This window comes from Sphingomonas trueperi, from assembly GCF_040545665.1.
Lineage (GTDB): Bacteria > Pseudomonadota > Alphaproteobacteria > Sphingomonadales > Sphingomonadaceae > Sphingomonas > Sphingomonas trueperi_B.
Window position 1 is genome coordinate 313205 of sequence record NZ_JBEPMH010000001.1, and the last position, 15543, is coordinate 328747.

Below are 15543 nucleotides of genomic sequence, written 5' to 3' on the forward strand. Positions count from 1 at the left end.
ATCTGGCACCGGGGGCAGGAGGAGGAACCTTAGAAGACCGAGCGGAACAGGAAGGCGAAGCGCCGGTCGGTGTCGGTCCAGCTGTAGCGCGGCTTCAGGTTGGGATCGCCCACGTCGAGGAAGGTCCGCGAATTGAGCAGGTTGTAGCCCTGCACGCCGATCTTGATGTGCTTGTTGAGCGAGTAGAGGATCGACGCGTCGAGCTGGCCATAGCTCTCCGACCAAACCGGATAGTTCAGGTTCGCGGCGGACGTGGTCAGCAGGTAGTGCGAACGCCAGTTATAGGCCGCGCGGGCCGAGACGCCGTACTTCTCATAGACCAAGGCCGCGTTGTACGAGGTTTTCGACAGGCCTTCCAGCGGCAGGCTGAGCCCGGCATTGGTCGTCTGGTTGGAGTCGAACACATTGACCGCGGTGTTCTTGCCGCCCGACGAATCGACGAAGGTGAAGTTGCCGCTGAAGCCCAGACCGCCGAGCGCACCCGGCAGCATATCGAAGAACTGGGTGTAACCGAGCTCGAAGCCCTTGATCTTGCCCTTCGAACCGTTGGTCTGCTGGGTCACGTCGAAGGTCAGCGTCTGGCCGTTTGAGGTGAAGGTCTGCTGCGTCGCACCGGCGAAAATGTAGTTCGAGATGTCCTTGTAGAAGCCCGCCAGCGTGATGCTGTTCGAGCGGCCGAAATAATATTCGAGGCTGAGGTCGAACTGGTTCGAGCGGGTGGGCTTCAGGTTCGGATTACCGGCGCTGCCGGTGAAGCCGGTCAGCCGGCCGTTGCTGCCGACGCCGGTGGCGATGCCCGTCACCGAGTCGAAATTGAAGCCCAGCTGCACATAGGGATTGAGCTGCATGAAGGTGGGCCGGACGATCGCCTTGGCCGCCGCGAAGCGCAGCTGCAGATTGTCCTTCAGGAAGAAGCGCAGGTTCAGGCTGGGCAGCACATCGGTATAGGATCCGCTACCGGCGGTCGCCTGAGTGATCGTGCCGCCAGCGAACTTGAACGCTGCTGCGTAATTGGCGCAGTCGGTGGCGTTGACGGTCTGGCCCGCGCGTGGACCGGTGGCGATCGGCGTACCGACGACGCACAGGGTGGGCGAAGAGGTCGGGGCCGCGATCGAGATCGGCGTACCCGTCGCCTCGTTCTCCGTGCGGATCACGCGGACGCCGATATTGCCGTCGAACTTGCCGATCGGGCTCTGGTCCATGCCGAAGCGCAGCAGCGCATAGCCGGCATAGGTCCGCTCGATCTGGTTGTTGATGCCGCCTGGCGTGGTGCTGTAGTCGTCGCTCAGCGGCTTCCAGCCGCTGGGCTGGCCGTTCGCGTCGAGCATCTCGGTGTTCTTGAGATAGTTGTACGCGCTGGCGGTGCCGCTCTGGACGAGGCTGGCCGCGGGGAACCAGAAGCCGGCGCCCGGCTGGGGCACCTTGCCGCGGAAGAAGTTGTTGTAGTTGATCAGCGAGGTCTGACCCGGCAGGCCGGCACTCTGCGGTCCGCCGGCCCGGCCGGTCTGATTGAGGAAGACGGGGCTTCCCAGCGACCAATACTGCGCCGACAGCATTGCCCAGTTATAGGTGCTCTGGCGGGTGGTGGCGTTGCGATCGGTGAAGCGGCCGCCGACGCGGAACGACTTCAGGAACTCGCTGTCGGTGAAGGTGTACTCCACGTCCGCGCGCGTCGCCCATTCATGCGCTTCGTTGTTCTCGATGTGGTCCATCGCCGCGGCCCACCAATAGTCGTTCTTGTTGGTGAGCGACTGGGCGCTGTTGGTCGGCGTGAAGGTCATCTTCGGATCGTCGCCGCTGAAGTCGAAAGCGATCGTCGTCGGGATGCTGGCGCCGGTAAACGCCGTCATGCTGTACACCTTGGCGGTCGACTTAATGTACTGCAGGTCCGCACTGACCGCCCAGTTCTCGTTCGGCGTCCAGCGCAGATTGCCCGAGAAGTCCTGGGTCTTCTTGTCCTGGCTGCCGGCGCGAGTGTCGAGGTTCAGGTTGCGGTTGGTGATGGTGCCCGACTGCAGCTCGTTGTTCGGGCCGAACTTGTAGCTGCTGTTGTCCGACGATGGCGTGTCATAGTCGCCGACCGCATATTCGATGTCGTGCGGCGTCGCCTTGGAGATCACCGCTTCGAATGTCAGCTGCAGCGTGTCGCTCGGCTTCCATTGGAACGAGCCGTCGAACGCGGTGCGCTTCTGCTGCCAGTCGATACGGCGGAAGCCCATGCCGGCGGGAATGTACACATTGGTGCCGGCGGCGAGGCCGTCCTGCGGCGCGGTCAGCGTGCCGCGGTCATAGCGGCCGGCAGTGATGCTGTCGGTGCGGTTGCCGATATTGTTGATCGAATAGCTGAGCAGCAGGCCCATCTCGCCGAGCGGCGTCTGCCAGCGTCCGCTGGCCAGCGCGTTGCCCGACCAGAAAGTCTTCTTGCGCAAGTCGGCATAGTTGGCGTCGCCAGAGAGGGCGAAAACATAGCCCGGCGCGTCGAAGGGCTTGCGCGTGCGGAGATTGACGATGCCGCCGATACCGCCTTCAATCAGCTCCGCCGACGGATTCTTGTACACGTCGACGCCGACCAGCAGGTCCGACGAGACGTCTTCGAACGACAGGCCGCGGCCGTTGTTGGCCGAGAACACGTCGCGGCCGTTCAGCTCCGAACGCACCCAAGACAGACCGCGGATGAAGACGCCGCCGCCTTCGGAAGACAGGCGCGCCGGGTCGCGATTCTCGTTGGTGCGCTGAAGCGTGACGCCGGGGACGCGCTGGAGCGCCTCGGAAACCGAGCGGTCGGGCAGGGCGCCGATGTCCTGCGCGGTAATCGAGTCGACCACCTGTTCGGCGTCGCGCTTGCGGTTGCGCGCGCTCTGCAGCGAAGCGCGGATACCGGTGACGACGATTTCCTGGGCTCCGTCGGCAGCGGTGGTGTCCTGGGTCGCGGCTTCGCTGCCCTGTGGCGCGGCGGCGGCGGTCTGGGCAAGCGCGGTGCTCGACAAACCCAGTAGTGACAGCGTTGCCAATGATGCGCCAGCGCGGAGCGCAGCGGTCAACGACGAAGCGTGGATGGACGAAAAGCGGCTGATCATGAGTCCCCTCCCTGAGCGCCTGTTGGCGCCGATCGCAGATGATTTGGCGGCGCATGACGGCGCATGCCCGCGCGACGGTGCCGGTGTTGTCCCGGCATCCCGATGTTCGCGCTACCATCAGCTCTGATTTATCGCAACAATAAACTGAAACAGGGGTTTACTGGTGAAAGCTGTTCACGTTAACAACGTGGATATCCTGCCATATCAAGGCATTGCGCGTGAGCGGCTGAGCGCAAGGCGGATAGCGCGATTGGCCACAGGCGCCATGCGCGCATAGCCTTCCGGCAGGGGGTGAATGCCGTCGCGCGTATAGTCCGCGCGCATCATGCCCGTGCTGTCCGTGAGCTCGGCGGCATAGTCGGCAAATGCGAAATGCCGTTCGGCAGCCAAGGTGCGGAGGGCCGCGTTGATCTGACGGAGCTCGGCAGGCTTGCGCTCCTTCACGACGGCGCGCGCGGCATCGCCATAGTTGTTTACCGGCAGGACCGAGCAGAGGACCACGGCGACACCGTGCGCCGATGCAATATCGGCCATCGCTTCAATATTGGCGACGATCGATTCGACGCTCTCGATCTGGAGAAAACCAGTGACATCGTTGACGCCGCCGAGGATCACCACCGCACGCGGATGCAGCGCGATAACGTCCTGCTCAAACCGTACCAACATCTGTGCCGTCACTTGGCTACCGATGCCGCGGTTGACATAGGGCTTGCCTGGGAAGCTGCGAGCCAAATTCCATCCATCGGTGATCGAATCCCCGATGAACACGACGCGTTCCTCGCCCCACTTGGGTGGTGGCAGCGCGGCATTGGCGGCAGCGTAGAGATAGCGTTCTCCGAAATCCTGCAGCATGCTCGGCGCAAGTTTTGCACGGAACGGGCCGAGCCACGGACCCCATTCGCGACGATCGTCGACAATGCGTCTTTCAGGACTTGAGCGATAGGGATGCTGTGGATCGGCAGCGCCGGCCAGCAGCAGCGTTACCAATGCTGCAGCAACGCGGATCATGCGAAAGGCGACCCCGGCAACGCAGCAGGGCGAGCAAGTATCTGCACCATGATGATATTGCTCCTGATGCGCGTGAAGCTTACGCCGCGCAGAATAGCGCCGAAACGATTTATCTGTAAAAGTAAATTTCAGCTGGGAGGTTCCCTTCTGCAACTGGTAGCGCTAACCTGCGGCGGGCGATCGTGAAAACAGTCTGTTGGTTCGCTGCGGGAGGGGAGAGGAATGGGGCATTCCATGTCGTTCGGCATGTTCGCAGCGCTCGCCGTTCTGGCGGCCCCACTGCCTGCGGTGGCGCAGCCGCAGATGCCTTATGGCTGGACCAACGTGACCGTCGGTAGCGGCGGCTATGCACCAGGAATCGTGTTCAGCCCGGCCGAGCGCGGCCTCGCCTATTTGCGTACCGACATGGGGGGCGCATACCGCTGGGATGCAGCCGCGTCGCGTTGGATGCCGCTGCAGGATGGCAACGTTGTCTCAAGCTATATGGGCGTCGAGAGCATCGCCCCTGATCCGCACAATCCGGCGGGGGTATATATGGCCGCAGGCATGGCAGCGAACACCCCCGCCGCAATCCTGCGATCGGCGGATCGTGGCGCAACGTGGTCGATAACGCCCGTGCCATTCTCGATGGGCGGCAACGAGGCCGGGCGGGGCCTCGGCGAGCGGCTGGCGGTGGATCCCAACCGCACGGCCACGCTGTTCTTCGGTTCGCGCCATGACGGCCTTTGGCGCAGCGACGATGCCGGTGCGCGTTGGACGAAGCTCATCGCGTTCCCGAGGGCCGGACTGGGCAAGCCCGCGCCGCGCCAGACCCATGGCGGCGTTGCGTTCGTGCTGTTCGATTCGAGCAGCGGCGCCGCCGGCGCCGGCTCGCGGCGGATCTGGGCGGGTATCGCCGATCCGGGTGCCGTGCATCTCTATCGTTCCGAGGATGGTGGTGCGAGCTGGCTGCCGGTTGCCGGCCCGGGTGCGGATATGCTGGCGGTCAAAGCGGCAATCGCAGCGGACGGCACGCTGTATGTCGGCTATGCTACCGGCATCGGCCAGAGCGACGCGCTGGACGGTGCGGTGTGGCGCTTCACGCCCGATGGCAAAGGCCAGGATATCACGCCGCCAGATCACCGCGAGGGCGGCATTCTGGGGGTGGCGGTCGCCGCCTCGGCGCCGGGCACCGTCGCAATCAGTACGCTGGATCGCTACAAGCTCGGCGACACGCTGTGGTTGTCGCGGGACGGCGGGGAACATTGGGACGATCTCGGCCCGCGCAGCCGGCGCGACATCACCGCCACGCCCTTCCTGCTGCACGAGGGCAAGGGAGCGGATTTCGGGCACTGGATTACCGGCCTTGCGATCGATCCGTTTGAGGCGGGGCACATTGCCTACACGACCGGGGCAACGGTCTATGCGACCGGCACGGCGGGGCAGGCGCTGGTGGACTGGGCGCCCTGGGTGCGCGGCATCGAGCAGACCGCGATCATCACGCTGATCTCCCCGACTAGCGGCGCGCATCTCGTTTCCGGCTTCGGCGATCTGGCGGGCTTCGTGCACGACGATTTCGGCGTCTCGCCCCAGCCAAGCTTCACCAACCCGTATCTTTCGAACACCAACACGCTCGATTATGCGGGGCGCAAGCCGAGCGTGATCGTGCGTAGCGGCAGCCTCTACGCCAATCGCCCGCGCGAGGCGTCGCTCGGAAGGTCCGAGGATGGCGGGCGCAGCTGGGTGCCAGTGAAGCTGCCGGCGATGGGCCATCCGCCCGTACGTGCCGACCTTAACGGCGAGGCGGCGATGAGCGTCTCCGCAGATGGGGCCACGATGCTCGTGGCAACCCCCGAGCCGCTGCGTTCCCGTGACGGCGGCAAGACCTGGCTGCGCGTGGACGGGCTGCCGGGCAGCACCCGCGCGACGGCGGACAAGGTCGATCCCGCCCGCTTCTACGCGGTGGACGATACCCGTGTGCTGGGCTCGCGCGACGGTGGGGCGCATTTCGCCCCGCTCGCGGGCCGGGGGCTGCCCGGGGATCTTTCGGCGGCGCGCATCCGCAACCGCGAGCAGCAATCGACCTTGATCGCCTCGCCTTTCGCGGCGGGCGAGCTGTGGTTGAAGCTGGGCGGGCAGCTGTGGCGCAGCACCGACGGCGGCGCATCGTTCCAGCCAGTGAGCGGTGCGCTGCAGGTGGAGCTGTTCGGGCTGGGCAAGGGGCGGGGGCAGACACCCGACCTCTACGCCGTGGGTACGCTCGCGGGTTTGCGCGCCGTCTGGCGCTCGGACGATCTGGGGAAACATTGGCAGCGGATCAACGATGAAGGCCACCAATGGGGCCTGCGTTTCCGCGTGATTTCGGGCGACCCGCGCGTCGTCGGGCGAGTATATCTCGGCACCGACGGGCGCGGGTTGTTCTACGGTGATCCGGCAGGGGAGGGGAAATGAAACTGCTTTGGCTAGGAGGCGTCGCGGTCGCGGCGCTGCTCCCAAACACCGCGCCTGCGCAGACGGCGACGCCGGTGCCGCATGTCGAGAGCAAGACTGGCCGCCATGCGTTGATCGTTGACGGCGCGCCGTTCCTGATGCTGGGCGCACAGGTCAACAATTCGAGCAATTATGCCGAGCCGCTCGCCACGGCCTGGCCGGTGCTCGATCGTATCCACGCCAACACGGTGGAAGTGCCGATCGCCTGGCAGCAGGTCGAGCCGCGCGAGGGCCAGTTCGACCTGAGCTTCCTCCAGACGCTGCTTGATCAGGCCAGGGCGCACGACAAGCGGGTGGTGCTGCTGTGGTTCGGCACCTGGAAGAACACGAGCTACAGCTACACGCCCGACTGGGTGAAGCTGGATTCGAAGCGCTTTCCGCGAATGAAGACGCGCGACGGCAAGGATCACGGCGTGCTAAGCGCGCATGGCGTCGAGACACTGAAGGCGGATATGCGCGCCTTTGTGAAGGTGATGGAATATCTGCGCGACCATGATCCGCAAAACACGGTGATCTTGGTCCAGCCCGAAAACGAAACGGGCAGCTACCGCAACCCGCGCGACTATTCGGCCGAAGGCAACCGATTGTTCGCGCAGGCCATTCCAGTCGAACTCGCGAAAAAGACCGGCAAGCACGGCACCTGGGCGCAGGCGTTCGGCGCACAGGCAGATCGCGCGTTCAACAGCTGGTATGTGGCCCGCTACGTCGACGCGATCGCCGCGGCGGGCAAGGCGGTGAAGCCGTTGCCGATGTACGTCAACGCAGCCCTTGCCGGTGCCTCCAATGTCCCCGATCCTAACGGGGTGGCAAGCGGCGGCCCGCAGCAGGACGTGCTCGACATTTGGAAGGCGGCGGCGCCCACGCTCGATTTCGCGGCGCCCGACCTGTATGACCGCAGCAGCGAGAACGTCTCCCTCTATCTGCAGAAATACGCCCGGCCCGACAATGCGTTGATGGTGCCGGAGATTGGCAATGCGCGCGATTTCGCCCGCTTCTTCTATGAAGCGCTGGGCCGCGGCGCGATCGGCTTCGCGCCGTTCGGGATGGACGGCACCGGCTATTTCAACTTCCCGCTGGGCGCCCGCGATCTCGATCCCGCGACGCTGGACGCTTTTGCGCTGCCCTACCGCGCGCTGAGCGGCATCGCGCGCGACTGGGCGCGCATCGCCTATACCCGCCCGACCTGGGGCGTCGCCAAGCCGGACGACAACAAGCCGCGCAGCACCACGCTGGGCGGCTGGCAGATCACCGCCAGCTGGGGCGAATGGCAGTTCGGCATGAAGGAATGGACCTTCCTCAAGTCCGATCCAGCGCCTTGGGGCGCGGAGAAGGTTGGCGGCGCTGCGGTCGCGCAGCTTTCGGACAACGAGTTCCTCGTGGTGGGCGACCATGTCCGCCTTACCTTCGCGCCGCCGGAGGGCAGCCCGCCGAATGGGATTCTGCTCCGCGCCGAGGAAGGCAGTTTCGTCAACGGCAAATGGAGCACGACGCGCGTGTGGAACGGTGACCAGACGGATTACGGACTCAACCTGATCGATCGCCCGCAGATCCTCAAGATTACGATGGGCCGCTATCGCTGAAAGGAGGCCGCGGAGTAGCTGCGCGCCATCCGATGTCCGCGAAAGACGCGTACGAGCTGCCATCCGGGCTCGCCATGCAGTTGGACTGCCTTGCGTGGCTGGGCGACATCACTGGTACTTGATTAGACTGAGTTGGGGTGAGAAAATGACGATGATGCTGCAAACCCGCGGGACGATCCGCGCCGCCTTTGCTGCCGGAGCCTCGCTGTTCGCGCTTGTCGCCGCGCCAGCGCTCGCAGCACCGCTGGCCTCGCTAGACCGCCACGGAGCGCGCGTGTCGATCGAGCCTTATGCGCCCAATATCGTTCGGGTGACCATTGCAATGGATCCGGCCCTCGCCGATGCCCCACCGGGTGAGGGTCCAAACGCAAAGCCCGATCTGACCGGCTGGAGCCACGTTGTCAGCGCCGCCGGGGATATCTTCACGTCCTCCCTAGTCTCGCTCACGGTCAATGCCGAACCATGGCCAAATGCCCCGACGCAGATGCAGCGCTATTTCGCGCCGTCGCTGCCGCATGTCGGCCTCACCGTGCGCGGGCGCGACGGCCGCGTCATTACCGAGATGACCGGGTGGGAAATGGCGCCGGTGCAGGTCAACGGCGAACGGACTTTCCGCGTCGGCGCGAGCTTCGCCGTGCAGCCGAACGAGCATTATTATGGGCTGGGCCAGAACCAGGAGGGCGTGCTCGACCTCAAGGGCCGCACCATCGACTGCCGACACAATTATGACGCGCCCGCGGGCGAAAGTGTGTGCGTGCCCTTCATGGTGACGAACAAGGGCTATGGCATCGTGTGGGACAATCCCTCCGCCACGACCGTGTCGCCGGGCCTCAACAACAGCACGCACTGGCAGTCCAGCGTGGGCGAGCGGGTATCGTTCTTCATCATCACCGGCGACACCACCGACCAGCTCTATGCGGGATATGCCAAGCTGACCGGTGCCACGCCCCTCCCGCCCAAGGCGGCGTTCGGACTGATCCAGTCCAAGGCCCGCTACGAAAGCCAGGCCGAGCTGCTCGGCATCGCGGACGGATATCGCAAGCGCAATCTGCCGCTGGATGTGATGGTGCTCGACTGGTTCTACTGGACGCGGATGGGGCAGCTCGACATCGATCGCACCTTCTTCCCCGATCCCAAGGCCATGAACGACGCGCTGCGCACCATGGGCATGCGCTCCATCATCAGCGTGTGGCCGCGCTTCGAGCGGGAGTCGCGCTATTACGACTTCCTCTCGGCGAAGGGCTGGCTGCTGCACGACAAGGACGGCAGCGTGACCGACGGCCTTCCCGTCCGCGCCGACCGTGCTGGCGCGCTGCTAGATTCGACCAACCCGGAGGCGCGCGCCTGGTTCTGGGGCAAGATCCGCGACAATATCGCGTCGCAAGGGTTTGACTGGTTCTGGCTCGACGAAACCGAACCCGATCTGGTGCCGGACGGCCATTTCTATTCGATTGGTTCGGGTGACCGCTATCACAACCTGTTCCCGCTGGTACACACCAACGGCGTGGCGGAAGGATCGGCGCGCGATCGGCCCAACCTGCGCAACCTGATCCTGGCGCGCGCCGCCTATCTGGGCACGCAGCGCAACGGTGCGCTGTTCTGGTCGTCCGACGTGCAATCGACCTGGGAAGCGCTCCGCCGCCAGGTGCCCGCAGGCCTCGGCTTCACCGCGACCGGCCTTGCTTACTGGAGCAGCGACACCGGTGGCTGGCAGTATCCGTCCGGCCCCAAGGCCGAGCGGCCGCCGCTGCTCGATCCGGCAGGCGCGACGGCGATGCCGCCAAGCTATGCCGATTATCCGGAACTGTTCACGCGCTGGTTTGCCTATAACAGCTTCACCCCGACGCTTCGAATCCACGGCCAGCGCCCCGACACCGCCCTTTGGGACTATGGTACGGCCGCCGAGCCGGTGCTCGCGAACTTCCTGCGGCTGCGCTACGCGATGGTGCCCTATCTCTATTCACTGGGGTACCAGACCTACAAGACCGGTGCGCCGTTCATGCGCGCGCTCTTCATGGACTTCCCGAACGATCCGGCGGTGTCGACGATCGGCGACGAATATATGTTCGGCCCAGCCTTCCTTGTCGCGCCCGTCACCACCCAGGGCGTGACCAGCCGCGAAGTGTATCTGCCCGCGGGCGCGGACTGGTATGATTATTGGACCAACCACCGCTACACGGGTGGGCAGACGGTGAAGGTCGCCGCGCCGATCGACAAGATCCCGCTGTTCGTTCGTGCAGGCTCGATCGTGCCGATGGGTGTGCAAGTACCGAGTACCGCAACGAAGCAGGCGCTCGACAGCATCCGCATATATCCGGGCCGCGACGCCAGCTTCACGCTGTATGACGATGACGGCGTCACCAACAGCTATCGCAATGGCGGCGGCAATGCGGCGACGCTGCGCTGGGACGATGCGGCGAAACGGCTGACCGCATCGGGGCGACTACCCTCTGGCCAGGACGCAGTGAAACTGGCGCGTGTCGTGGAGCCGGACAAGCTCTAGGGGCTGGGTGAATGAGCAGCTGACCGCCCAATCGGAGGCACTCCGATAACGGTTAGGAAGTGCTGGCCGTCGGCTTTTGAGAGAAGCTGGTCTCGGACGCGCATCTGACGAACGTCGCATTCTGCCCAAGATCGGTCAAAGAGGCAGGATTGAGGAGCTCGGCACTTCGGCGCTGATAGTCGCTCCAAGTAAGGCAGATCCACGATACCTGATAGCGCGACCGGTGGCCGAGCTTATGTCCGCTTTCGCGTTCGTACCCAAAGGCCGCGTGGCAGGTTACCGCTCATATCTGGGGCACTCCGATGATCGAGCGAGGAAGTGCTGGCCGTCGGCTTTTGGGAGAAGCTGCCTTTCGGAGCGGAGTCGGCGAACGACTGAACCTGGTCGGATGCAGCCACGCATCCTTATTGCTCAGATGGCTTTGAGCACGCATCAGCAAGCATTGGCCGGACATAGCTGATCACGCTCTGGCAATCGTGAGGCTGGGCAACATGCGAGGCTTTCTCGCAGGGCTCGACCGCCTTTGGGCAGCCGCATTAGTGTTGCCCGCCAATCAATTGAGTTTCGAGCCTATGCTCTCGGAGACGGAGCGAAGATCGAAGGCGCTCTCCCTCTCGGGAGTGGCAGAATCGCCGAGGATGGCGGCGATCGGAAGGGCAGTTATCTTGACCAACTTCGATGGAGCACGGCTTGCAGTCTCTGCCGAATGGGCCTGTCCCATAGCTGCAGGGCAGCGATGGCGACCAGGAGCGTGAGCAGATACAGCAGGATCGCGACAGCGGCGGTTATTCCTGAGGATGCTGGCGCCGTCGCCACCCAGTTCATGTAAACGTACACGAACGGATAATGGGTGATGTAGAGCGGGTAGGAAATCCGCCCCGCAGCCTTGCACAGCCGCAAGGTCAGCGGACTGCCCGACGAATGCCGACCTGCAACTAGGATTGCGGGGAACAGCAGCAGCACGCAGGCAGCCTGGTAAAGCCCATTCAGCTTCACGCCCCAGAACTGGGGCAGCACCGGCGCGCCGAACACCAGCAGCAGCAGCAGGCTGAGCGGCAGGAAGCCCAGCCGTATCCGCGGCAGCCGATCACGAACTCGGAACAGCAACAGACCGGCAAGGAAGGGATAGGCCAGCCGCACCAGCCCGCCCCAGAAATTGTAGAGCGCCCATCCGGTGTCGTAGGAGCCGAGCGTCAGCGCCATCGCAGCCGAGGCGATAGCCGCCATAATCGTGAGCGCAAACAGCGGTCGCACGCCGAGCCGGCGCAGCACGAGCGCATAGGTGAGGTTGGCGATATATTCCTGGAGCAGCGTCCACGCCGGTGCATTGATAGGATGACTGTCGCCCAGCCGATTGGGCAGCGGCGCCGAGGGCAGCGCCAGTAGTGCCGCGCCGAACGCCAGAGCAACGAGCGGCCAGGGGGCATGCTGCCGATCCCCGGCAAAGGGGTCCACGCAGTAGCTCACCAGCCCCAGCAATGCTCCCAGCACCACCAGCGGGTGCAATCGCACAAGCCGGCGGGCAAGAAACTCCCGCACCGTCATCCGCCCCCAGCGATCGTCATAGGCGTAGCCAACGACGAAACCGGACAAAGCGAAAAAGAAGTCTACCGCCAGATAGGCGTGCGGGAGCAGCAACCGGTTGGCCTCGAACAGCACGGTAATGCCCTGGATGTGGAATGCCACCACCAGCAGCGCCGCGGTGCCCCGCAGCCCGTCTAGCACTTCGAAGTGCATCTTGCCGTCCGTCGTCGTATCCCGTGCCGGCTTCGTCATCGCGCGATCGGCCGCGCGGGGTTGCCTGCTACCGTGGCACCGGCTGCTACGTTGCGCGTCACCACGCTGCCGGCGCCGATGATCGCGTCGTCGCCGATCGTCACCCCCGGCAGGATCAGCGCGCCGCCGCCAATCCAGACATTGGCGCCGATGCGGATCGGCCGTCCGAATTCCAGCCCCTGCGCCCGCAACTCCGGATCGCGCGGGTGATCGGGGGTGAGTATCTGCACCCCCGGCCCGATCTGCGTGCCCGCGCCGATCTCGACGCGCACCACGTCCAGGATCACACAGCCGAAATTGAGAAAAACGCGTGGGGCCAGATGGATGTTGGTGCCGTAATCGCAGTGGAAGGGCGGACGGACGACCGTTCCTTCCCCGACTTGCCCCAGCCCCTCCACCAGCAGCGCATGCCGATCGGCCGAGTCGTCGGCGAGCGACGCATTGTATCGCACCAGCCAGGCCGCCGCGCGGGTGGCGTCGGCGGCGATCTCGGGATCGTCGGCAGTGTAGAGTTCGCCGGCCAGCATGCGCTGCTTCTGGTTCATGGGCTCAGCTCAGGTCGTGCAGGTCTTTGCCGAGCGGCGCGGTGATGCGGAAATCGGAGAAGCGCACCTCCAGCCCCTCGCGCTCCGGCGTACACGCCATTGGGCCGACCTGATACGACGATGCCACCGGGAACGACGCCAGCCTCACCAGCGGCCAGGTCTTGCCATCTGCCGAGACCTGCAGGCGCAGCACGCCCTTGTCGACTGTCGCGCGCATCCAGAAATCGGCAGCGTTGCCGGCATAAGGACCGGTGGACCAGTCCGATCGGCCGTCGGTCAGCACGCTACTCAGCATGGCGCGGCCGTCGGAGAGCTCGATCCCTGCCTTCACCCAGCGGCGCTCATCGACACGCACCATGATGCCCGCCTGGTCGTACAGCTTCTCGTAGCGGCCGCGGATGCGCAGTTGCGCGGTGAATGCGTCGCCGGTCGGGAAGCCGAGGAAGTGCCCGCTGTCACGGGTGAAGCCGTAATGCGTCTCTCGCCAGAAATCGGTGCCGCGATCGGTCACCAGCGTCAGGTCCTCGCCGGCGTCCGCGTGCCACCGCTTCGGTGCGTTGAGCCAGCGGCCGTCCTTCCGTCCCAACACGGCTTCGTCGGCAGCGGGAGTTAGGGCCGCGCCCGCGACACCCGGCACACTCAGCGCGACCGCGCTACCCAGGATCGTCCGGCGCGACAGCTGTGGTTTCTGCATCGTCCTTCCCCTCGCAACATGTTTGCGGCAGGAACCCTCCTGCCGTGTATCGGCAGCATGTGTACATTTGTACATATCGAATGCAATGGCGTTTGGGGAACGTTGGTATGGCCGAGGGAGCAGCGAGGCGAAACGATCCTGAAAGGCGGCAGCGCATCGTCGCGGCCGCGCTCGACGTGATCGCCGATCGCGGCGTCTCGAACACCACACATCGCCGCATTGCCGCGGCAGCGGGCGTGCCGCTGGGATCGGTCACCTATTATTTCGAGACGCTCGAGGCGTTACTCACCGAGGCGTTCGTGCAATTGGCGGAAGAAGCCTCGGACGCCTTCCGTGCCAAGCTGGCGGCGGCGACCGACCGCGACAGCGCGCGCGAGGCGGTCATCGACATCATCAGCGGGTCGGTCTGGGCGGAACCGCGAACGCTGCTACTCAGCTACGAACTCTATGCCTTTGCAGCGCGCCATCCCCCGGTGGCAGCAATCATGCGGCGCTGGATGAACAACAGCCGCGCTGCTCTGGAGCGGTTCTTCGATCCATTGACTGCGCGCGGCCTTGACGCCTTCGTTGAAGGAATCGGCATCCACAACTCGATCGATCTCCGTCCGCTCGATCGCGCCGCGATAAGCGACCTCGTGGCTCGTGTGACCAATCGGCAGCTTCTGTCAGAAGCGGACGTTCACGACGGCTGATGCGAACGGCGGAAGCTGGTCGACAGGTGCCGCGCTGAGCCTCCTGACGAATAACCGTTACTGAGACGGCCGGGACGTTCTCGTCTAATCATAGTGCTGCAAAGATGAGGCACCACACGTCGAATAGCTGCATGCCTCCACGGCCGGCAAACTCTACGAGTGTAACGGAACCCAGCAAAAACGACATCGGTGCGTAATATGCGGGATCGATAGCGCGTTGTAACTGCAGTGGAGCTTCCTGCGTCGAGTAAGTAACTTAGCAGAGATCCTATGCGGCGCCGAAATGGGCCAGCGATGACAGCCGAACAACCCTTCCCAACATTTGTCACTATCCGGTTATTTGGTGCAGAATCGAGGATAAATAAACGTGAAGCCAATTATCGACAGTTTTTGCACTGATTTGTTTGTAGGCAAGACGATCCTTGTGTCGGGCGGTTCGAGCGGAATAGGGCTTGCGCTTGCGCGTGGGTTCGCGGCGCTTGGCGGGCACGTCGTGGCGACCGGCACATCGGAAGTGAAGCTAAAGGCCAACCGCGAGGATCGTACCAATCAAGGGATTGAGTTTATCCGCCTCGACGTGCGCGACGGGGTGGCGATCGCTGAACAGGTATCAAAACTCGAACGCCTCGACGTCCTCATAAACGCAGCAGGCATTCTCTCAGTCGATGCTCCATTCGATGAATCCGCCTATCTCGACGTGGTAGACGTAAACCTCCATGGCGCGCTTCGCTTGGCCATCGCAGGACATCCGCTGCTTAGACAGTCGGGTGGATCGATCCTCAATATCGTGTCGATGGCATGTTTTACCGGCGGTCCGGTCATGCTGGCATATACCGCGAGTAAGTCAGCGCTAAAGGGCTTGACGCACACATTGGCGCACCGTTTTGGGCGTGAAGGCGTCCGAGTCAATGCGATCGTTCCGGGATTTCACAAGACCGACATGTCCGCCCCCGTATGGAGCGATCCAGTAACTTCGGAGCGCGTGATCCGGCGTACTGCTGTTGGGCGTTGGGGCGAAGTGGACGATCTTGTCGGACCGGCCTTGTTCCTTTCTTCGCCGGCAGCGGCTTATGTCACGGGCGAGACGGTGATCGTCGATGGTGGCTGGCTCAGTGGTTCTGGCCTCGGCTAGAGCGGCTTTCCCACGAACTGGCTCGTCGGGGATTCCAATCTTCGGCGCGATGTGATTCACGCTTCCT

At 64.1% G+C, this 15543-nt stretch carries 10 protein-coding genes; 5 read left to right on the plus strand and 5 right to left on the minus strand.

Annotated elements, in window-relative coordinates; all coding sequences use genetic code 11:
- Positions 1-29 precede the first annotated feature (29 nt).
- On the minus strand, positions 30-3077 hold the full coding sequence (locus ABIC65_RS01330; RefSeq protein ID WP_354306405.1) for a TonB-dependent receptor: 3048 nt from the start codon (positions 3075-3077) through the stop codon (positions 30-32).
- Between the two features lie 204 nt (positions 3078-3281).
- Positions 3282-4238, minus strand: coding sequence for a GDSL-type esterase/lipase family protein (locus ABIC65_RS01335; protein WP_354306406.1), 957 nt, complete (start codon positions 4236-4238; stop codon positions 3282-3284).
- 81 nt (positions 4239-4319) lie between these two features.
- Here ABIC65_RS01335 and ABIC65_RS01340 point away from each other — a divergent pair, with 81 nt between their 5' ends.
- From ABIC65_RS01340 to ABIC65_RS01350, 3 genes are all read left to right on the plus strand, one after another.
- Positions 4320-6515 carry a WD40/YVTN/BNR-like repeat-containing protein gene (locus tag ABIC65_RS01340; RefSeq protein ID WP_354306407.1) on the plus strand — a complete coding sequence of 732 codons (2196 nt, stop codon included), beginning with the start codon at positions 4320-4322 and terminating at the stop codon, positions 6513-6515.
- Entirely contained in the window at positions 6512-8134 is a 1623-nt protein-coding gene (locus ABIC65_RS01345; RefSeq protein WP_354306408.1) for a DUF5597 domain-containing protein, read from the plus strand. Before ABIC65_RS01340 ends, ABIC65_RS01345 begins: the two co-directional genes overlap by 4 nt.
- 151 nt (positions 8135-8285) lie before the next feature.
- Complete coding sequence (locus tag ABIC65_RS01350; protein ID WP_436286688.1) at positions 8286-10637, plus strand: TIM-barrel domain-containing protein; 2352 nt, start codon at positions 8286-8288, stop codon at positions 10635-10637.
- A 660-nt stretch (positions 10638-11297) separates the two neighbouring features.
- Here ABIC65_RS01350 and ABIC65_RS01355 read toward each other — a convergent pair.
- Genes ABIC65_RS01355 through ABIC65_RS01365 form a run of 3 tightly spaced genes read right to left on the minus strand, consistent with a single transcriptional unit; the run spans position 11298 to position 13652 of the window.
- A complete protein-coding gene (locus tag ABIC65_RS01355; protein WP_354306410.1) occupies positions 11298-12413 on the minus strand; it encodes an acyltransferase family protein in 1116 nt (371 codons plus the stop codon).
- Entirely contained in the window at positions 12410-12958 is a 549-nt protein-coding gene (locus tag ABIC65_RS01360; RefSeq protein WP_354306411.1) for a sugar O-acetyltransferase, read from the minus strand. The genes ABIC65_RS01355 and ABIC65_RS01360 overlap by 4 nt, the downstream gene beginning before the upstream one ends.
- A 4-nt stretch (positions 12959-12962) precedes the next feature.
- On the minus strand, positions 12963-13652 hold the full coding sequence (locus ABIC65_RS01365; RefSeq protein WP_354306412.1) for a DUF1349 domain-containing protein: 690 nt from the start codon (positions 13650-13652) through the stop codon (positions 12963-12965).
- Between the two features lie 44 nt (positions 13653-13696).
- Here ABIC65_RS01365 and ABIC65_RS01370 point away from each other — a divergent pair, with 44 nt between their 5' ends.
- Both ABIC65_RS01370 and ABIC65_RS01375 read left to right on the plus strand, forming a co-directional pair.
- A complete protein-coding gene (locus ABIC65_RS01370; RefSeq protein WP_354306413.1) occupies positions 13697-14344 on the plus strand; it encodes a TetR/AcrR family transcriptional regulator in 648 nt (215 codons plus the stop codon).
- A gap of 367 nt (positions 14345-14711) precedes the next feature.
- Positions 14712-15476 (plus strand): SDR family NAD(P)-dependent oxidoreductase, encoded by a 765-nt coding sequence (locus tag ABIC65_RS01375; RefSeq protein ID WP_354306414.1) that lies wholly within the window; start codon positions 14712-14714, stop codon positions 15474-15476.
- Positions 15477-15543: the final 67 nt, after the last annotated feature.